Origin of the sequence: Hydrogenophaga pseudoflava (assembly GCF_031020795.1) — a bacterium.
GTDB lineage: Bacteria > Pseudomonadota > Gammaproteobacteria > Burkholderiales > Burkholderiaceae_C > Hydrogenophaga > Hydrogenophaga pseudoflava_A.
On record NZ_JAVHJP010000008.1, the window covers coordinates 193,775 to 211,602 of the forward strand.

20 protein-coding genes are annotated in these 17,828 nt (G+C 70.3%); 15 read left to right on the top strand and 5 right to left on the bottom strand.

Going from position 1 to position 17,828, the window contains the following annotated elements; translation table 11 throughout:
• Positions 1-5 precede the first annotated feature (5 nt).
• Complete coding sequence (locus RCO38_RS22020) at positions 6-1,340, bottom strand: LysM peptidoglycan-binding domain-containing protein (RefSeq protein WP_374694574.1); 1,335 nt, start codon at positions 1,338-1,340, stop codon at positions 6-8.
• A gap of 227 nt (positions 1,341-1,567) precedes the next feature.
• Between RCO38_RS22020 and def the strand changes: the two genes are divergently transcribed.
• The 8 genes from def (at position 1,568) to RCO38_RS22060 (ending at position 8,400) form a co-directional block, all read left to right on the top strand.
• Entirely contained in the window at positions 1,568-2,089 is a 522-nt protein-coding gene (def, locus tag RCO38_RS22025) for a peptide deformylase (RefSeq protein WP_308330603.1), read from the top strand.
• Between the two features lie 5 nt (positions 2,090-2,094).
• A complete protein-coding gene (gene fmt, locus RCO38_RS22030) occupies positions 2,095-3,063 on the top strand; it encodes a methionyl-tRNA formyltransferase (protein WP_308330629.1) in 969 nt (322 codons plus the stop codon).
• Positions 3,063-3,800, top strand: a complete 738-nt coding sequence (locus RCO38_RS22035; RefSeq protein WP_308330604.1) for an AzlC family ABC transporter permease — start codon at positions 3,063-3,065, stop codon at positions 3,798-3,800. The genes fmt and RCO38_RS22035 overlap by 1 nt, the downstream gene beginning before the upstream one ends.
• A complete protein-coding gene (locus tag RCO38_RS22040) occupies positions 3,787-4,122 on the top strand; it encodes an AzlD domain-containing protein (RefSeq protein WP_308330605.1) in 336 nt (111 codons plus the stop codon). Before RCO38_RS22035 ends, RCO38_RS22040 begins: the two co-directional genes overlap by 14 nt.
• Positions 4,123-4,235: 113 nt before the next feature.
• Entirely contained in the window at positions 4,236-5,027 is a 792-nt protein-coding gene (locus RCO38_RS22045) for a glycosyltransferase family 2 protein (protein WP_308330606.1), read from the top strand.
• Positions 5,011-5,694: a TVP38/TMEM64 family protein gene (locus tag RCO38_RS22050; RefSeq protein WP_308330607.1), complete on the top strand. Its 684-nt coding sequence runs from the start codon at positions 5,011-5,013 to the stop codon at positions 5,692-5,694. The genes RCO38_RS22045 and RCO38_RS22050 overlap by 17 nt, the downstream gene beginning before the upstream one ends.
• Positions 5,678-7,399, top strand: a complete 1,722-nt coding sequence (locus RCO38_RS22055) for an ArnT family glycosyltransferase (protein ID WP_308330608.1) — start codon at positions 5,678-5,680, stop codon at positions 7,397-7,399. Before RCO38_RS22050 ends, RCO38_RS22055 begins: the two co-directional genes overlap by 17 nt.
• Complete coding sequence (locus RCO38_RS22060) at positions 7,396-8,400, top strand: NAD-dependent epimerase/dehydratase family protein (RefSeq protein WP_308330609.1); 1,005 nt, start codon at positions 7,396-7,398, stop codon at positions 8,398-8,400. The genes RCO38_RS22055 and RCO38_RS22060 overlap by 4 nt, the downstream gene beginning before the upstream one ends.
• Here the strand turns inward: RCO38_RS22060 and RCO38_RS22065 are convergent.
• Entirely contained in the window at positions 8,385-9,134 is a 750-nt protein-coding gene (locus tag RCO38_RS22065; protein WP_308330610.1) for a phosphatase PAP2 family protein, read from the bottom strand. The genes RCO38_RS22060 and RCO38_RS22065 overlap by 16 nt on opposite strands.
• A gap of 98 nt (positions 9,135-9,232) precedes the next feature.
• On the opposite strand from RCO38_RS22065, the gene RCO38_RS22070 reads away from it, so the two are divergent.
• From RCO38_RS22070 to RCO38_RS22080, 3 genes are all read left to right on the top strand, one after another.
• Positions 9,233-9,964, top strand: coding sequence for a response regulator transcription factor (locus RCO38_RS22070; RefSeq protein WP_308330611.1), 732 nt, complete (start codon positions 9,233-9,235; stop codon positions 9,962-9,964).
• Positions 9,961-11,322, top strand: coding sequence for a sensor histidine kinase (locus tag RCO38_RS22075; protein ID WP_308330612.1), 1,362 nt, complete (start codon positions 9,961-9,963; stop codon positions 11,320-11,322). Before RCO38_RS22070 ends, RCO38_RS22075 begins: the two co-directional genes overlap by 4 nt.
• Positions 11,323-11,401: 79 nt before the next feature.
• Positions 11,402-13,153 (top strand): phosphoethanolamine transferase, encoded by a 1,752-nt coding sequence (locus tag RCO38_RS22080; RefSeq protein WP_308330614.1) that lies wholly within the window; start codon positions 11,402-11,404, stop codon positions 13,151-13,153.
• Here the strand turns inward: RCO38_RS22080 and RCO38_RS22085 are convergent.
• Genes RCO38_RS22085 through RCO38_RS22095 form a run of 3 tightly spaced genes read right to left on the bottom strand, consistent with a single transcriptional unit; the run spans position 13,131 to position 15,536 of the window.
• Positions 13,131-14,516: a sensor histidine kinase gene (locus tag RCO38_RS22085; protein ID WP_308330615.1), complete on the bottom strand. Its 1,386-nt coding sequence runs from the start codon at positions 14,514-14,516 to the stop codon at positions 13,131-13,133. The two genes, RCO38_RS22080 and RCO38_RS22085, sit on opposite strands and share 23 nt — an antisense overlap.
• Before the next feature lie 7 nt (positions 14,517-14,523).
• Positions 14,524-15,186 (bottom strand): response regulator transcription factor, encoded by a 663-nt coding sequence (locus RCO38_RS22090; protein WP_308330616.1) that lies wholly within the window; start codon positions 15,184-15,186, stop codon positions 14,524-14,526.
• Positions 15,183-15,536: a PepSY domain-containing protein gene (locus tag RCO38_RS22095; RefSeq protein ID WP_308330617.1), complete on the bottom strand. Its 354-nt coding sequence runs from the start codon at positions 15,534-15,536 to the stop codon at positions 15,183-15,185. The genes RCO38_RS22090 and RCO38_RS22095 overlap by 4 nt, the downstream gene beginning before the upstream one ends.
• A 109-nt stretch (positions 15,537-15,645) precedes the next feature.
• On the opposite strand from RCO38_RS22095, the gene RCO38_RS22100 reads away from it, so the two are divergent.
• From RCO38_RS22100 to pgk, 4 genes are all read left to right on the top strand, one after another.
• Complete coding sequence (locus tag RCO38_RS22100) at positions 15,646-16,050, top strand: DUF1924 domain-containing protein (protein WP_308330618.1); 405 nt, start codon at positions 15,646-15,648, stop codon at positions 16,048-16,050.
• A gap of 23 nt (positions 16,051-16,073) precedes the next feature.
• Positions 16,074-16,592, top strand: coding sequence for a diheme cytochrome c (locus RCO38_RS22105; RefSeq protein ID WP_308330619.1), 519 nt, complete (start codon positions 16,074-16,076; stop codon positions 16,590-16,592).
• 16 nt (positions 16,593-16,608) lie between these two features.
• Positions 16,609-17,361 (top strand): cytochrome b/b6 domain-containing protein, encoded by a 753-nt coding sequence (locus RCO38_RS22110; RefSeq protein WP_308330620.1) that lies wholly within the window; start codon positions 16,609-16,611, stop codon positions 17,359-17,361.
• A gap of 54 nt (positions 17,362-17,415) precedes the next feature.
• Positions 17,416-17,828 (top strand): phosphoglycerate kinase (pgk, locus tag RCO38_RS22115; RefSeq protein WP_308330621.1); only part of this gene is annotated, 413 nt, incomplete at its 3' end.

Below are 17,828 nucleotides of genomic sequence, written 5' to 3' on the forward strand. Positions count from 1 at the left end.
GGGCGTCAGGGGTTGGAAAAGTGGTCGCCGACCTTGACCCCGTCGACGATGTCCAGGACGAGGGCGTAGGACACCTTGTCGAAGGTCTTGAAGACCATCATGAGCCCGTTGGGCTCGCCGGGCAGACGGATCTGGGGGCGGCTTTCGTCGGTCTTGTCGATGCGGGTGCTGGAGTCGCGGATGAGGGCCAGCACATGGCCTTCTTCCACACCATGGGTGCGTCCGCGGTTGATCGAGACCACCTGGTTCTGCGCCGCATAGCGCACGGCATTGCCGTACACCGACACGATCTGGCCCGAGGTGGGTTTGCCCGGGGCGCGCGGCACGTAGTGCGGGAACTCGCGGGGAGGCTCGGGCAGCAGTCGGTCGCCCACCCGGATTTCCTCCTTGGCCTTGACGATGTCGATCGTGGCCGGGACGATCTCGCCGGTGGCCACCGGCTTGAGCGGCGCCTTCTCCTCGACCGGAACACGGGCGAAGTTGTGCGTCGTGTTTTCGTACTGGGGCTTGAACGTGTCCTTGCCTTCCGGCTTCTTCGCCGACGCCGGCTCTGCGATGTCGCGCCGCGTTTCCGGGCGCACGATCTCGGCCTTGCCGACGTACTGCGCCTCATAGGCCAGCACCTCGCCGGTGCCGGGGTCCTTCAGCGGCACCGCGTTGCGGAAGACGCGGTAGGTGATGGACTTGCCGGCTCCCAGGGTGAGGGCTTCTTCGCTCAGGTTGCCGACGTCGCCGTATTGACCCCGGGCGTACGCACGGTCGCCCAGGCTCAGCAGCACGCGGTTCTCGGGTGTGGCCACAATGCGCGCCGCACGCGCGTAGGTGGCTTCATCGACGATCAGGGGTTCGGTCAGGAAGGCCTCGATGGCCTGCATGTTCACCGGCGGGATGGCCGATTCGGACAGGCTCTCGCTGCGCACGCGCGGGGACACGCGCACGGTGGGGGTATCGCCGTCGCCGGGCTTGCGGGTGCTCAACCGGGCACGGCCACCGCTCTTGTCCAGGTACAGGACCTGGCCGGGATAGATACGGTGGGGATTCTTGATTTCCTCCATGTTCATGCCCCAGAGCTCGGGCCAGCGCCAGGGGCTCTTGAGGAAGATCTTGGAGATGGCCCACAGGGTGTCGCCGCGCTTGACGGTGTGGCTGTCCGGGGCATTGGGGGCGAGTTCCGACAGCGCCACACCGGACTGCGCCACCTGGCTGGCGGTGGCCCGCTGCCCGGCGGTGACCGGGAGGTTCTGGGCCGAGGCCGCGCCAGCGAGGGTGGCCATGGCCACCAGGCAGGCAGCAGCGGGGCCGGTCAGGTGCAGGGCAGTCGGAAGATGTTTCAAATGCATGTGTAGGCCCCTGGGGCTGGCGCAAACAGGCGCGTCGGACTTGACAATTCGCATTTGATTTTGCGCCCAAGCCCTTGATTAGGCAATATTAATAGGTCCCTGCATCCACCCGGGAATGCAAAAGTGGCGAAAATAGCGACAACCCCCTGACCCAGCGGCGGCCCGGCACACATCCCCGAGAGGCCCCCTTTTCCGGCGACATTGGCCCGCCGGTCCATGACACTGAAATGAATGCTTCCGAACTGCTCACCATCCTGCGGTATCCCGACCCGCGCCTGAACACCGTGGCCAAACCGGTGGAGAGCGTGGACGACCGCGTGCGCGCACTCGCCGACCGGATGCTGGCGACCATGTACGACGCCCACGGCATCGGGCTGGCGGCGACGCAGGTCGACGTGCACGAGCGGCTGATCGTGATCGACGTCAGCGAATCGCGCGACCAGCCGATGGTGCTGATCAACCCGGTGATCGAATGGGCCAGCCCGGAAACCCGCAAGGGCGAGGAGGGCTGCCTTTCCGTGCCCGGCATCTACGACGGTGTGGAGCGTTCCTTGGCCATCCGTGTCAGCGCGCTGGACGAACATGGCAAAAGCCGGGTCATCGAGGCAGAAGGCATGCTGGCGGTCTGCATCCAGCACGAGATGGACCACCTCATGGGCAAGGTGTTCGTGGAGTACCTCTCGCCGCTCAAGCGCAACCGGATCAAGAGCAAGCTGCTGAAGTCCCAGCGCGAAGCGCAGCGGGCATGACACCCATGCGCGTGGTGTTTGCCGGTACGCCGGAGTTTGCGCGCGTGGCCCTGGAGAGGCTGCATGCGGCCGGGTTCGAGATTCCTCTGGTGCTGACGCAGCCCGACCGGCCGGCCGGCCGCGGCATGAAGCTGCAGGCGTCGGCGGTCAAGCAGTTCGCGCTGGCGCAGGGCATTCAGGTCGCGCAACCCCGCAGCCTGCGGCTGGACGGCAAGTATCCGGCAGAGGCCGCCACGGCGCGCGAGGCCCTGCTGGCCGCGCAGCCGGACGTGATGGTGGTGGCCGCCTACGGCCTGATCCTGCCGCAGTGGGTGCTGGACCTGCCGCGCCTGGGCTGTCTGAACATCCATGCTTCTCTGCTGCCCCGGTGGCGCGGCGCGGCGCCGATCCACCGCGCCATCGAGGCCGGCGATGCCGTGACCGGCGTGACCATCATGCAGATGGATGCCGGGCTGGACACCGGCGACATGTTGCTGGTCGAGCCGCTGCCGATCACCTCGGCCGACACCACCGGCGGCCTGCACGACCGACTGGCCGAGCTGGGCGGTCGGATGATCGTCGAAGCCCTGGAACTGGCCGCCTGCGGTGGCCTGCGGCCGGTGCCGCAGCCGGCCGACGGCGTGACCTACGCGGCCAAGATCGAGAAGGCGGAATCGCTGATCGACTGGCACCGTCCGGCCGCCGAGACCGAGCGCCGGTCCCGGGCCTTTTCGCCCGCACCGGGGCTGGTCACCGAGCTGGCCGGCGAGGCGGTCAAGGTGTGGCGGGTGGAGACCAGCACCGCCGACGGCGGCGACGCGGTGCCCGGCCAGATCCTGTCCGCCGGGCCCGAAGGCATTCGCGTGGCGACCGGCGGCGGGGTGCTGATCCTGTTGGACCTGCAACGCGCAGGGGGCAAGCGCCTGCCGGTGCGCGAGTTCCTGCAGGGTTTCGCGCTCACGCCCGGCCAGGTCTTCGGCGCGCCGACGCCCTGATGTTTTTCCTGGCCGAACACCGGCGCCGGCCGGAATTCCGCGAAGGCATCACCGATCAGGGCACGGTGGCCATGGGCATTGCCGCCTGGGGCCTGATGACCGGTGTGGCCATGGTGCAGTCGGGCATGTCGACGCTGGAGGCGCTGCTGATGACGCTGATCGTCTACGCCGGCAGTGCGCAACTGGCCGCGGTACCGATGATCGGTGCGGGAGCGCCGATGTGGGTGATTCTGGCGGCGGCGTTCTGCGTGAACCTGCGCTTCGTGGTGTTTTCCGCGCACCTGCGGCCCTACCTGATGCACCTGCCGCGCTGGCAGCGACTGGTGAGTGGCTACGTGACCGGCGACCTGAGTTACGTGTTTTTTGCCAAGCGCTACCCGCACCCGGGCCGGAATGCCGAGGAGCGGGCGCAGCAGCAGGCCTACCTGATGGGCAACTGCGCGGTGAACTATGTGGCCTGGATGGTGGCGAGCGTGGCCGGCGTGCTGCTGGCCAACATCGTGCCCCTGTCGTGGGGGCTGGGGTTCGCCGGCATCCTCGCGCTGCTGGGCGTGCTGTGTTCGCTGGCCACGTCCCGGTTGCGGGTGGTCTCCGCCGGTGTGGCGGCCACGGCGGCGGTGGCGGCCTGGGCGCTGCCGCTGCGGCTGAACATCCTGGTGGCGATCGCGAGCGCGGTGGCCATCTGCCTGCTGATCGAGCACACCAGGGGAGCGGAGCCCGGACATGCCGGACATTGACCTGCACACCCTGCTGACCATCGTCGCGCTGGGCGTGGTCACGGTGATCACGCGCGGCTTCTTTCTCATCTCCGACAAGCCCTGGACCCTGCCCCACTGGGCCCAGCGCGGCCTGCAGTACGCGCCGATTGCAGCACTGTCGGCCGTGGTGCTGCCCGAGATCGTCATGAGCCAGGGGCATCTGGTGCAGACCTGGATGGACGCGCGGCTGTTCGCCGCCGCAGCGGGAGCCCTGTATTTCTTCTGGCGCCAGGGGGTGCTGGGCACCATCGTCACCGGCATGGCGGTCTACCTGCCGCTGCATGTTGGCCTGGGGTGGTGACACGGGCGGGTGGGACAATCGGCGTTCTTCGGGGTGCCGAACCTTAAGGCGGTCTTAAGGTGCCTCACCGACCATCCGACGTTTGCGGGCAGCGCGCCCACGGATTTCCTGACATGACTGAATTTGCTGCGGCCGCTGCCGCCAGCGCCGAGCCGCTGGTGTCGGTGCTCATTCCTGCGAAAAACGAGACCGGCAACATCGGCTCGCTGGTGGCCGAGGTGGTGGCGGCGCTGCGGCCCGAATGCGCCTTCGAGATCGTGCTGGTCGACGACGGCAGCGACGACGGGACGGGCGACGAGTTCCTGCAGCGCTGCGCCGAGCTGGGCTCGGCCGCCCGGCTGATCCGCCACGAAAAGAGCGTGGGACAGAGCACGGCGCTGATGAGCGCCGCCCGCCAGGCGCGGGGCCGCTACCTGATCACCATCGACGGCGACGGACAGAACGACCCGGCCGACATGCCGGCCCTGCTGCGCAGCGCGCGCGAGACCGAGGCGCAGGGCGAACATTTCTGCATCGCCGGCTACCGCAAGAACCGGCAGGACACGGAGTGGAAGAAGTTCCAGTCGCGCATTGCCAACGCGGTGCGGCAGAAGATCCTCAACGACCAGGTGCCCGACACCGGCTGTGGCCTGAAGCTGATCCCGCGCGCCACCTGGTCGCAGCTGCCCTATTTCGACCACATGCACCGCTACCTGCCGGCGCTCGTGCTGCGCCTGGGCGGCGCGATCCGCGTGGTGCCGGTGAACCACCGCGCGCGCCAGGCCGGCGTTTCCAAGTACAACGCCTGGAACCGGCTGTGGGTCGGTCTGGTCGACATGGCCGGCGTGGTGTGGCTGACCCGGCGCGGCAAGCGCCCGGTGATCGCGCAGGTCCGCACGCTCGCTGCGCATGAAAAGCCTCATTAAGCCGCTGCTCCTGACGGCGGTCCTGACGCTGGCCTTCCTGTCCCTGCACCTGGGCTGGTGGGGGCCGGTGACCGAGGAGGTGCTGCTGCAGCAGCTGTTCCAGCAGCACTGGACCGTCGCCTGGCCGGTGTTCGTGCTGGGCTCGGTGGTTTACACCGCGCTGGGGGGTCCGCGCCAGGTGCTGGCGTTTTCCTGCGGCTTCCTGTTCGGCGGCTGGCAGGGCGGGCTGATCGGCACCCTGCTCACGGGCTTCGGCGCCATGCTCACCATGGCCGCGGTGCACCAGCTGGGCTTCGACTGGGTGCGGCAGAAGCACGCGCAGAAGATCGAGCTGATCAAGGCCGTGCTGGCCGAGGACACCTGGATCTGGGTCTGCGTGATCCGGCTGATCCCGGTCGGCAGCAACCTGGTGACCAACATCGCCGCCGCGCTGTCGGACCTGCGGCCGCTGGCCGTGTTTTTCGGCAGCCTGCTGGGTTACCTGCCGCAAATGCTGCTGTTCGCCTACGCGGGGTCGGGCATCGCGCTGCACGACAGTTCCCAGTTGTGGATGAGCCTGGTGATGCTGGTGATCTCCACCGGCCTGGGCCTGTACCTCTACCACCACGGCTTCAAGCAGCGGCTCCAGAGGTTCCGCCAAGAACACGCCCATGCGCCTGCCCACTGACGAAACGATCCGCCGCCAGACCCTGTTCTGGCTGATCGCCACCGCCCTTGTGCTGCTGCTGGGCATCGGGCTGCGCTACCCCTGGCCGGCCGACGAACCGCGATTCGCGCAGGTGGCGCGCGAGATGGTCGAGAGCGGCCAGTGGCTGTTCCCCACCCGCGGCGGCGAGCCCTACCCGGACAAGCCACCGGTGTTCATGTGGCTCAGCGCCGCCGCGTTCGCGCTGGTCGGCAACCTCAAGCTCTCCTTCCTGCTGCCCAGCGCGCTGGCCTCGGTCGGCACGCTGCTGCTGGTGCTCGACATCGGCCGCCGGCTGTGGGGCCGCGAGGTGGCGCTGGCGGCGCTGTTGGTGCTGGTGTTCACGCCGCAGTTCCTGCTGCAGGGCAAGGCGGCGCAGATCGACGCGGTGGTCACCTTCTGGATCACGCTGGGCTGCTACGGCCTGCTGCGGCACTTTTTCACCGGCCCGCACTGGGGCTGGTACTTCAGCGCCTGGGCCGCGATGGCGCTGGGCATCATGACCAAGGGCGTGGGCTTTCTGCCCCTGCTGATGCTCATTCCACTTGCGTTGTGGGTGAAGAACCCCGCAGGGGAGGATGCGAAGGTCTGGCGCTGGCGTCTGGCCGCCGGTCTGGCGGTGATGCTCGCGGTGATCGCGCTGTGGCTGGGCCCCATGCTCTGGCAGGTGCACAGCATCGGCACCGACACCATGGTCGCCTACCGCAACGACCTGCTGTTCCGCCAGACCGGCGAGCGCTTCGTCAACGCCTGGCACCACGTCAAGCCCTGGCACTACTTCTTCACCCAGGCGATCCCCACGGTCTGGTTCCCGCTGCCGGTGCTGCTGCTGGTGTTCTTCAAGCCCTTGCTGGCGCTGCTGCGCGAGGACCGGCGCGCGCGCGTGCTGCTGGCCTGGGTGGGGCTGGTGCTGCTGTTCTTCTCGCTGAGCTCGGGCAAGCGCGAGGTCTACATGTTTCCGGCGCTGCCGATGCTGGCGCTGGTGGTGGGGGCGCTCTGGGTGCGGGTGCGGGGTGGCGTGGCGGCGGCGCGCACCGGGGCCTTCTTCCAGGGCCTGCTGTTGCTGATCGCCGCGGCGCTGGCCGGGCTGGGCGTGGCGCTCACCGTTTCGCCGGACAGGCTGCTGCGCAAAGTGCCCGACTACGCCGACGCGATCACTCCCCTGTCGCTGCCGCTGGTCGCCATGGGACTGGCCCTGCTGGTGCTGCTGGTGCTGATCCGCCGCCGCGACCTGCTGCAGCGGCTGGCCGCGACCAGCCTGGTGATCTGGGCATTTGTCTCGCTGCTGGTCTGGCCCCGGGTCGATCCGCACCGCACGCCACAGGCCATGATGGAGCAGATCGAGCAGCGGCTGCCGCCTGCATCGGAACTGGGCCTGCTGTATTTCAAGGAACAGTTCCTGCTGTTCAGCCACCGGCCGCTGACCCACTTCAGCTACCTCGCGCCGCTGGAGGATCAGGAACGCAACGCCTGGCAGTGGATGAAGGAACAGCCCGGACGCCACCTGCTGGCGCCCACCGACGCCGAGCTGAAGTGCTTCGACGTGACCAAGACCGAGTCGCTGGGCGAAGCGCACCGCCGCGAGTGGGTGGTCTACGGCCCGGCCTCCATGCGCGCCACCTGCGAACCACCGCTGCGCCCGCGCCGCTTTGTCTACCGCCCCGTGACCGAGGGCGTGCTGCCATGAACCTCCTGGATGCTTCTCCCGCCCCGCGCGTGCTGGTCACCGGTGCCGCGGGCTTCATCGGTTACCACCTGAGCCAGCGTCTGCTGGACCGGGGGCTGCAGGTCGACGGGGTCGACAACCTGAGCGCCTATTACGACCCCGCTCTCAAGCAGGCCCGGCTGGACCGGCTGCTGGCGCGGCCGGGGTTCCGCTTCCACCGCCTGGACCTGGCCGACCGCGACGGCGTGGCGCGCCTGTTTGCCGACGGCCGCTACGACCTCGTGCTGCACCTGGCGGCGCAGGCCGGCGTGCGCTACTCGGTCGAGCAGCCCATGGCCTACCTGGACAGCAACCTCGCGGGCATGCTCATTGTGCTCGAAGGCTGCCGCCACAGCGGCGTGAAGCACCTGGTCTACGCCTCGTCCAGCTCCATCTACGGCGCCGCGCGCGAGATGCCGCTGCGCGAGGACATGGTGACCGATTCGCCGATCTCGCTCTACGCCGCCAGCAAGAAGGCCAACGAGCTGATGGCCCACAGCTACAGCCACCTTTACCGCATCCCGGCCTCGGCGCTGCGCTTCTTCACCGTCTACGGTCCCTGGGGCCGGCCCGACATGGCGATCTTCAAGTTCGTGCGCGCGATCTTCGAAGGCCGGCCCATCGACGTCTACAACCACGGCCACCTGCGGCGCGACTTCACCTATGTCGACGACGTGGTGGACGCGGTGCTGGCGGTGGCGGACCGGCCGCCGCAGGCCGGCGAGGGCCAGGTGCCGCACCGCGTGCTCAACGTCGGCCACAACGGCCCGGTGCCGCTGATGGAGTTCATCGCCTGCCTGGAGCGCGCCTGCGGCCGCGAGGCGGTCAAGAACTTCCTGCCCATGCAGGCCGGCGACGTGCCCGACACCTGGGCCGACACCTCGCGGCTGGAAAGCGAATTCGGCGTGCGGGCCGGCACCGACCTGCGGCTCGGTGTGCAGCGGTTCGTGGATTGGTACGTCGACTACTACGGCGTGAACTGATGGCCCCCACGCTCCGCCGCTGACGCAGTTTGTGTTTCCTCGCCACGCAGCCAGGGCAGAGCGAGCCGCCAGCCGGCCAGCGCGATCGCGCCGCAGATGAGCAGGGTCCACAGGGTGTGGCTGGGCGGGTGGGCGCCGCGCAGGGTCTGCGTCACCCCCGCCAGGCCGCCGGCCAGCAGCACCGCGATGAGCCAGCGCCAGCCCGGCGCCCGGCGCCGTCCGGCCACCGGCGACCGGAGCCAGGGCAGGCACAGCGCCAGAAACGACAGAGCGGACGAGGCGTGCCCGCCAGGGAAACAGCCGCCGGTGCCCCCGTCGCCGGCCAGCAGGTTCCAGTGCGAGGTGTAGACGGCGGTGCCGCCGAAGGCGCTCCACTCCCAGGGGCAGCTGGACCGGCTGGCCTGCTTGAGCAGGCCCACCGTCACCATGGACAGGGTGACCAGCGCCAGCACGGTCCCACGCTCGCGCCGCGAGGGGCCGCTGGACACAGGCCACAGCACCCAGCCCCACAGCAGCAGGTAGGCCCCGGTGGCGAGCTGGCGCCCGCCGTCGTGCAGCACGGTCTCCAGCAGCGGGTGGTGGCGCCACGGAAAGCCGGCGCTGGTCCCGATCTGGCTCATCACCGGCAGGTCCATGCCCGCGGCATCCCAGCCCAGCGTCAGCAGCAGCAGCACCAGCCAGGCCCGGGCGATGGCGGTTGCGGTGGAAACAACAGGGGGGCGGAGGTGGGACATGGCGCCGCATGCTCGGCGGCGGACTTTAAGAGGGCCTTAAGGGGTGCCGGGATAATTCGGTTTCTTTGACCGATGGGCCCTGCGCCGTCCTGAAGAACATGCGAGCACTCGTGGTGGAAGACGATCCCGGCATTGCCAGCGGCCTGAGCCTGTCGCTGCGGCAGGCCGGCTATGCGGTGGACGTGTGCGGCACGCTGGAGTCGGCGTGGACAGCCCTGTGCGTCGAGCCCTTCGACGCGGTGCTGCTGGACCTGGGCCTGCCCGACGGCGATGGCCTGGATCTGCTGACCCGCCTGCGGCGCCAGAGTGAGCGCCGGCCGGGCCAGTCCACCCTGCCGGCGCGCGACCTGCCGGTGCTGATCATGACCGCTCGCGACGGCGTCAGCGACCGCATCTTCGGCCTGGACGAAGGCGCCGACGACTACATCGTCAAGCCCTTCGACCCCAACGAGCTGCTGGCCCGCCTGCGCGCCATGCTGAGGCGCGCCAGCGGCCGCAGCAAGCCGGTGATCGAATACGGCGACATCGTGGTCGACCCGGCCACGCGCTCGGTCGAACGCGCCGGTCTGCCGGTGGCGCTGGGCGGCAAGGAGTTCGCGCTGCTGCTGACCCTGCTGCAGGCCAAGCCGCAGGTGCTGTCCAAGGCGCGGCTGGAATCGGCGATGTACGGCTTCGGCGAGGGGCTGGAGAGCAATGCCATCGAGGTCCACGTGCACCACCTGCGCCGCAAGCTGGGCGAATCGCTGATCAAGACCGTGCGCGGCGTGGGCTACTTCGTGCCCCAGGATCCGCCCGCGCCGAAACCCGCCGACACCGCTGGAGGCCTGTGAAGCTGCCGCTGCCCGCCGCGCGCCGCACGCTGTCGCGCCACCTGCTGGTCTGGACCCTCGGGGCCCAGCTGGCGGTGTGGGCGGTGATGGTGGCGGTGGGCTGGAGCACCAGCCTGCGCGAGACGCGCAAGTTCACCGACGGCCACCTGGTTGCCGTGGCCCAGCTCTGGCTGGGCACCGCGTCCTGGAACCAGGGGCCCGTCTCGGCACCCCTGCCGGTGCCGCGCGAGGACGTGCACGAGTACGCCCAGGACGTGGCCATCCTGGTCTGGGACAACGGCCGCCTGGTGACCGACAGCGACCAGCTCGCCGCCGGGCTGGACCTGGCGACGCTGCCCGAGAAGGGGTTGATGACGGTGGTGGTGCGCGACGCCGACGGCGAACCCCACAACTGGCGCGCCTATTTCGAGACCTACCGGGGCGAGGGCCACGAGCGCCGGGTGGCGGCCCTGCTGGACCTGAAGAAGCGCTACGTGCTGGCCAGCGACATCGCCGAGCACCTGGCCTCGCCGTCCCTGATCCTGCTGCCGCTGGTGGCGCTGGTGATGTGGTGGACCATCCGCCGCGGCCTGCGCCCGCTGGACCAGCTCTCGGACGAGATGGCCGCGCTCGACGGCTTCGCCGGGCAGCGCCTGGACACCCAGCACCGCTTCCACGAGTTCTCCAGCACGGTGACGGCGATCAACACCATGGTCGACGGCCTGCAGGCGCAGGCCCAGCGCGAGCGCCAGTTCGCCTCCGACGTGGCGCACGAGCTGCGCACCCCGCTGACGGCGATCACGCTGCAGGCCCGCGCCGCGCAGGCCGACCCCTCGCCGCCGCGGCTGGCTCGTCTGGAACAGGAGGCCCTGCGCGCCGGTCGCATCCTGACCCAGCTGCTGGACCTGGCGCGCGCGCAGCGCGCCGGCCAGCAGGGGGCGGCGCACGCCGGCGATGCGGTGCAGGACACCGCTCTGGGCGAGATGGCCGCCCGCCTGATCTCGGCCCACGCCCAGCTGGCCCATGAGAGCGACCACGAGATGTCGCTGGTTCGGGAACAGGGCGAGGTCGGCGTCCGGGTCCAGCCCATGCTGCTGGAACTGGCGCTGCGCAACCTGATCGAGAACGCACTGCGCCACACGCCGCCGGGCACGCAGGTGGAGGTGGCGGTGTGGCGCGACGACCGGGGCCAGGGTGTGTCGGTCAGCGACGACGGCCAGCGCGCCGGTGTGACCGCGCCCGCGGCGCAGGCTTCGTCCGGGCTGGGTCTGGGCCTGCGCCTGGTCGAGCGCATCGCCGAAGAACTGGGCGCGCGACTGGAGCGTGACAGCGGGGTGGCGCCGATGACCACGCGCTTCTCGCTGCGGTGGCCGGTCTGAGGGGGTCGCGGGGATGGCGCGCGATAAGGTTCGTTTAACGTCGTCGCAAGACACTGCCGGCAATGCCACATTGGGGGCCATGGCCCCGCCGTTCTCCATGCAGCTGTCTTCTTCCCTGTCCGGCCGGAATGCCACCGGCCTGTCGCTCGTCCGTGGTGAGGCGCGCGGGCCGCTGGTCCTGCTGGTGGTGCTGTCGCTGTGGCTGGCGGTGCCCGGCAACCTGCCCTTGTGGCAGCGCGTGGCCGCCCTGACCGCGACCGCCGACCACCGCCCAGGGCTGATGCTCATGCTCGGGCTGGTACTGGTCGCCGGCACCCTGGCCCTGCTGGCGCTGTGCCACTGGCCGCGCATGTTCCGTCCGCTGGCCACCGTGCTGGTGCTGGCAGCGGCGCTCAACAGCCACTTCATGTGGCAGTACGGCGTGGTGATCGACAGCACCATGATGGCCAACGTGGCGCAGACCAATGCCAACGAGGTGCGGGACCTGCTGTCCTGGCCGCTGCTGCTGGCCCTGCTGGCCATTGCCGGTCCGGCCCTGTGGTGGATCTGGCGCGTGCCGCCCGCGCCGCTGGCGCTGCTGCCCCGCCTGCGGCACAACCTGGCCCTGCTGGCGCTCTCGCTGGCGGTCGCCGCCGTCGCCCTGCTGGCCGGCTACCAGGGCCTGGCCTCGCTCATGCGCGGCCACAAGGACTTGCGCTACATGATCAACCCCATGAACACCCTGGTGGCCTCGGGCACGCTGCTGGCCGAGCGTGGCCAGCACGCTGCGCAGCCGCTGCTGCCGTTGGGCGAGGACGCGCGGCTGGGGGCGAGCTACGCCTCGCAGAGCCGGCCGCCGCTGCTGCTGGTGGTGGTGGGCGAAACCGCGCGGGCACAGAACTGGAGCCTCAACGGCTATGGCCGCCCGACCACGCCGTCGCTGACCGGCTGGCGCGCGCGCGGCGGTCTGGTGAACTTCCCCCATGCCAGTTCCTGCGGCACCAGCACCCAGGTCTCGGTGCCCTGCATGTTCTCGCCCCTCACGCGCAAGGAAGGCGGCGACGAGACCACACGCAGCGAGAACCTGCTCGATGTGCTGCAGCGCGCCGGTCTGGCCGTGCTGTGGATCGACAACCAGGCCGGCTGCAAGGGCGTGTGCGACCGCGTGCCCACGGTGCGCATCGCCGACGCGCCGATCCCCGGCCTGTGCGAGGGCGGCGAATGCCTGGACGAGGCCATGATGCACGGGCTGGACGCCCGCATCGCCGCGCTCGACCCGCAGCGCCGTGCGCGCGGCGTGGTGGTGGTGATGCACCAGATGGGCAGCCACGGACCGGCCTACCACAAGCGCTCGCCAGCCAACCGCAAGCCCTTCCAGCCCGAGTGCCGCAGCGTCACGCTGGCCGACTGCTCGCAGGACGAACTGGTCAACGCCTACGACAACTCCATCGCCTACACCGACCGCTTCCTCAACCACGCGCTGTCGTGGCTGCGCGCCCAGTCGACCGCAGGCCGCTTCGACACCGGGCTGTACTACGTCTCGGACCATGGCGAATCGCTGGGCGAGAACGGCCTGTACCTGCACGGCGTGCCCTATGCGCTGGCGCCCGAGCAGCAGACCCATGTGCCCATGGTGGCCTGGCTGTCCGAGGGCCTGCAGCAGCGCAGCGGCGTGCGCACCGACTGCCTGCGCGAACGCGCGGAGCGGCCCGTCGCGCACGACCACCTGTTCCACTCGGTGCTGGGGCTGATGGACGTCTCGACCGCGGTGCGCCGGCCGGGCCTGGACCTGTTCGAGCCCTGCCTGCTGCCAGCCGCGGCGGCACCCGTCAGCGGACCGCGGGCAGGCTGATCCGCGCCAGCAACCCGCCGGCGCCGCCGGCCTCCAGGGACAGCGCGCCGCCGTAGAGCGCCACCAGGTCGGCCACGATGGCCAGGCCCAGGCCGCTGCCGGGGGTGGCCTCGTCCAGCCGCACGCCGCGCGCCAGCACCGCCTGGCGCTGCTCCGGCGCGATGCCGGGGCCGTCGTCTTCCACCACCACCTGCAGCTGCCCGCCGTGCAGCCGGGCCTCGACCCGCACCCGTGCGCGCGCCCAGAGGCAGGCGTTGTCCAGCAGGTTGCCCAGCATCTCCTGCAGGTCCTGCTCTTCACCGGCAAAGGCCCAGTCGGCGGGGATGTCGGCGCAGTCCAGCCGCAGCGCCCGCTCGGCGTGCACCTTGGCCATCACGCGCAGCAGGCCGGCCAGCACCGGCGCCAGCGGGGTGCGCTGGCCCGGCAGGCGCTGCGAGGCCGCCACACGCGCGCGCGCCAGGTGCCAGTCGATGTGGCGCCGGGCGCGCCCGACCTGGTCGCGCACCAGGGCCGCCAGCGGCGCCGGGTCCGGGCCGTCGGCGCGGCTGGCGGCCTGGTCCAGCACCGCCAGCGGGGTCTTGAGCGCATGGGCCAGGTTGCCGGCCTGCGTGCGCGCGCGCTCGACCACCTCGGCGTTGCGGTCCAGCACGCGGTTGAAGTCGTCGATCAGGGGCTGCACCTCGGCCGGAAACTGGCCCTGCAGCCGGGCCGTGCGCCCTTCGCGCAGCGCGGTCAGCGCGCGCTGCAGGGCGCGCAGCGGTGCCAGGCCCACCGACACCTGGGCCAGCGCCGCCAGCGCCAGCAGCAGGCCCAGTCCCAGCAGCGAGAGGGCCAGCACGCGCGCGAAACGCGCCGAGGCGACGGTGACTTCCTGCAGGTCGCCCGCCACCACCAGCCGCCAGCGCCGCTGCGGCGCGTCGGCCGGGTACACCGTGCGCTCCACCAGCAGCAGCCGCGCATCGCGCGGACCCGTGCCCTCGTGCACGTGCAGCTGGCCGTCGGCTGGCGCGTCGGGTTCGGGGCGCAGCCGGTCGTCCCAGAGCGAGCGCGAGCGCAGCGCACCCTGCGCGTCCGCGGGCGCGCCGACCTCGTCGAGCTGCCAGTACAGGCCCGAGTAGGGCCGGTGCCAGCGCGGGTCGGACAGCTGCGCCGGGTCGAGGCTGGCCTGGCCGGAGGGGTCGAACTCCAGTCGCGCGGTGAGCTGGTCCAGCTGCTGCGTGAGCGTGGTCTGGAACTGGCGCAGCACATGGTCCTGGAACAGGCTGTGCAGGAACACACCCGCCAGCACCAGCGCCACGGCGAGCGCAGCCAGCGTGGCCGCCAGCCAGCGCACCCGCAGGGAAAGCGCCCGGCGCCAGGGCATCAGCACCTCACCGGGGCGCCGCCATGCGATAGCCCAGGCCCCGCACGGTTTCGATCAGGTCGGGCGGCAGCTTCTTGCGCAGGCGGCCGACAAAAACCTCGATGGTGTTGGAGTCGCGGTCGAAGTCCTGCGCGTAGATGTGTTCGGTCAGCTCGCTGCGCGAGACCACCGCGCCCGGCCGGTGCATCAGGTAGTCCAGCACCTTGTACTCGTGGCTGGTGAGCGCGACCGGCTGGCCCCCGCAGGTGACGCGGCCGCTGCGCGTGTCCAGCGCCAGCGGGCCGCAGCGCAGCACCGGCGAGGCCTGGCCGCTGGCGCGGCGGATCAGGGCGCGCACGCGGGCCAGCAGTTCCTCCATGTGGAAGGGCTTGGTCAGGTAGTCGTCTGCGCCGGCGTCGATGCCGGCCACCTTCTCGTTCCACTGGTCGCGCGCCGTGAGGATCAGCACCGGCATGGACCGGCCCGCGTCGCGCCAGCGCTTGAGCACGGTCAGCCCGTCGAGCACCGGCAGGCCGAGGTCGAGGACCACGGCGTCGAAGGTTTCGGTGTCGCCCAGGAAGTGCGCGTCGCGCCCGTTGTCGGCCTCGTCCACCACGTAGCCCGCCGCCGTGAGCCCATCGCGCAGCTGGGCGCGCAGCGTCGGCTCGTCTTCGACCAGCAGCAGCCTCACCGAGGCTCTCCGTGGGGCGGGCGTGGCGGGCGCACACGGCGCCCGATCACCTCGCCGGTGCCGGCGTCTATCACCAGCTTCTGCAACTGGCCATCGGGTTGCAGCAGCTTGACCTCGTAGATCCAGCGCCGGTCTTCGGACTCCAGTTCGATCTCCAGCACCCGGCCCGCCTGTTCGCGTTCCAGTCGATCGAGCACCGTGCGCAGCGGCAGGATCTGGCCGGCGACCACGGCCTCGCGCGCGCGTTCGTGGTCGCCGCGGTCGCGCGCCAGGGCGCCCGCCGAACCCAGCGCGGCCAGCACCAGCACCGTGGCGCGGAGCGGCAAAAAGCGGGGGGTCGCAGAGGCCATGAAGCGATTGTGCGCCGCCGAACTGAACGCCCGATGAACGGCGGGTTCAGGGCCGGTTCAAGGCGCGGGACGCAGCATCACCCCACACCACAACAACCCCGAGAACCCCATGAACCTCCGTTTGACCTCCTTGTTCTCCGCCGCACTGCTGGCGCTGCTGTGTGCCGGCACCGCCCAGGCCGCCGAGACCACGCCCGCGGCCCAGCTGCAGCGCTGGAGCGCCCAGGCCGGCGCCTCGGGCAATGCGGCCAAGGGCCAGACCTTCTTCAACGCCAAACATGGTGGCGAATGGTCGTGTGCGTCCTGCCACGGCACGCCGCCCACCGCGCAGGGCCAACACGCCAACACCGGCAAGGTGATCGCGCCGCTGGCACCGGCCTTCAACGCCAAGGCCTTCACCGACAGCGCCAAGGTCGACAAGTGGTTCAAGCGCAACTGCAACGACGTGCTGACCCGCGAATGCAGTGCCGCCGAGAAGGCCGACGTGCTGGCCTACCTCAACAACCTGAAGTGACACCCCATCGCCAAGGAGATGCCATGAACACCTTCTCAAACCGACTGATCCGCCCCGGTGTGGCCGTCCTGCTGGGCCTGGCCGCGCTCGGCGCCGCGCATGCCGATGGCGGCCGCAGGATGCCGCGCGACGTGCCCAAGGCCTACATCGCCGAGTGCGCCGCCTGCCACATCGCTTACGCGCCAGGCCTGCTGCCGGCGCGCTCGTGGCAACGCATCATGAGCGGCCTCGACCACCACTACGGCACCGACGCCTCGCTGGATGAGGCCACGGTCCGTCAGCTGTCGACCTGGCTGGTGGCCAATGCCCGCACCTACAAGCGGGTGAACGAGGAGCCGCCGCAGGACCGGCTCACCCGCTCGGCCTGGTTCGAGCGCAAGCACGACGACATCCCGCCCTCCGTGTGGGAGCACGCGGCCATCAGGAGCGCCGCCAACTGCGGCGCCTGCCACACCGGCGCCGACCGGGGCGATTTCGACGACGACCACATCCGGCTGCCGGCCGGCGTGAGCCTGGGCCTGCGCCGCTTCTGGCACGACTGAACCCAGGGAGCCCACCATGAACGTCTCCACCTCACTGAACCCCGGCGCCCGCGCGGCGCAGGCCGGCGCCACCCCCGTGCGGCGCATCACCGACGCGCCCACGCGCATGTTCCACTGGCTGTTCGCGCTGAGCTTTCTCGGCGCCTACCTGACGGCCGATGGCGAACGCTGGCGCATGCTGCACGTCACCCTGGGTTACACGATGGCGGGCCTGCTGGCCTTCCGGGTGCTCTACGGTCTCTTCGGTCCGCGCCAAGCCGGCCTGGGCCTGCTCTGGCGCAAGCTCACCGGTGTGCCCGCCTGGCTGCGGTCGTTGCGCGGGGCGGCATCGCTGTCTGCCATCAACTGGCGCCAGGGCCAGAACCTGCTGATGGCGCTGGCCGTGGTGGCCCTGATGGTGCTGGTGCTGCCCCTGACGCTGACCGGTGACGCCAGCTTCAACGAATGGGGCGTGTTCCCCGGTGAAGACTGGCTGGGCGAGCTGCACGAGTTCTTCGGCGAAGCCATGCTGGTGGTGGTGCTGGCGCACCTCGCGCTGATCGCGGTCTTGAGCCTGCTGCGGCGCAAGAACATGGCCTCGCCCATGCTCACCGGCCGCCTCGAAGGCCCCGGACCGAACCCGGTGCCGCACAACCGGGTCTGGCTGGCCGCCCTGCTGTTGCTGGCGGTGCTGGCCTACGGCGCCTGGGAGTGGCAGCAGTCACCCCAGGGCCTGATCCCGGCGGGTGCGTGGGGGGCGGTGGTGCACGGCGATCGCGACGACGACTGAGCTTTGCGGCGCATTCCCTACAATTTGCCCCGATCATCCGACCGAGGCTTCATCATGCAATTCATCCGTTTCTCCGATCTCTGCGCCCAGGGCAAGGCCAAGGGCCAGCGCGTGTTCATCCGCGCCGACCTGAACGTCCCGCAGGACGACGCCGGCAACATCACCGAAGACACGCGCATCCGCGCCAGCATTCCCGCCATCCAGATGGCGCTGGACGCCGGCGCCGCGGTGATGGTCACGAGCCACCTGGGCCGTCCCACCGAGGGTGAGTTCAAGCCCGAGGACTCGCTGGCGCCCGTGGCCGCGCGCCTGGGCCAGCTGATGAACCGCAGCATCCGCGTGGTCGCCAACTGGGTCGACGGTGACTTCTCCGTCGCACCGGGCGAAGTCGTGCTGCTGGAGAACTGCCGCCTGAACGTGGGCGAGAAGAAGAACAAGCCCGAGCTGGCCGCCAAGCTGGGCAAGCT

Bases quoted from the DNA above. Each gene is read 5' to 3' on its own strand.
- RCO38_RS22020 (WP_374694574.1), bottom strand. From the start codon at position 1,340: ATGCATTTGAAACATCTTCCGACTGCCCTGCACCTGACCGGCCCCGCT.
- def (WP_308330603.1), top strand. From the start codon at position 1,568: ATGAATGCTTCCGAACTGCTCACCATCCTGCGGTATCCCGACCCGCGC.
- fmt (WP_308330629.1), top strand. From the start codon at position 2,095: ATGCGCGTGGTGTTTGCCGGTACGCCGGAGTTTGCGCGCGTGGCCCTG.
- RCO38_RS22035 (WP_308330604.1), top strand. From the start codon at position 3,063: ATGTTTTTCCTGGCCGAACACCGGCGCCGGCCGGAATTCCGCGAAGGC.
- RCO38_RS22040 (WP_308330605.1), top strand. From the start codon at position 3,787: ATGCCGGACATTGACCTGCACACCCTGCTGACCATCGTCGCGCTGGGC.
- RCO38_RS22045 (WP_308330606.1), top strand. From the start codon at position 4,236: ATGACTGAATTTGCTGCGGCCGCTGCCGCCAGCGCCGAGCCGCTGGTG.
- RCO38_RS22050 (WP_308330607.1), top strand. From the start codon at position 5,011: ATGAAAAGCCTCATTAAGCCGCTGCTCCTGACGGCGGTCCTGACGCTG.
- RCO38_RS22055 (WP_308330608.1), top strand. From the start codon at position 5,678: ATGCGCCTGCCCACTGACGAAACGATCCGCCGCCAGACCCTGTTCTGG.
- RCO38_RS22060 (WP_308330609.1), top strand. From the start codon at position 7,396: ATGAACCTCCTGGATGCTTCTCCCGCCCCGCGCGTGCTGGTCACCGGT.
- RCO38_RS22065 (WP_308330610.1), bottom strand. From the start codon at position 9,134: ATGTCCCACCTCCGCCCCCCTGTTGTTTCCACCGCAACCGCCATCGCC.
- RCO38_RS22070 (WP_308330611.1), top strand. From the start codon at position 9,233: ATGCGAGCACTCGTGGTGGAAGACGATCCCGGCATTGCCAGCGGCCTG.
- RCO38_RS22080 (WP_308330614.1), top strand. From the start codon at position 11,402: ATGGCCCCGCCGTTCTCCATGCAGCTGTCTTCTTCCCTGTCCGGCCGG.
- RCO38_RS22085 (WP_308330615.1), bottom strand. From the start codon at position 14,516: ATGCCCTGGCGCCGGGCGCTTTCCCTGCGGGTGCGCTGGCTGGCGGCC.
- RCO38_RS22095 (WP_308330617.1), bottom strand. From the start codon at position 15,536: ATGGCCTCTGCGACCCCCCGCTTTTTGCCGCTCCGCGCCACGGTGCTG.
- RCO38_RS22100 (WP_308330618.1), top strand. From the start codon at position 15,646: ATGAACCTCCGTTTGACCTCCTTGTTCTCCGCCGCACTGCTGGCGCTG.
- RCO38_RS22105 (WP_308330619.1), top strand. From the start codon at position 16,074: ATGAACACCTTCTCAAACCGACTGATCCGCCCCGGTGTGGCCGTCCTG.
- RCO38_RS22110 (WP_308330620.1), top strand. From the start codon at position 16,609: ATGAACGTCTCCACCTCACTGAACCCCGGCGCCCGCGCGGCGCAGGCC.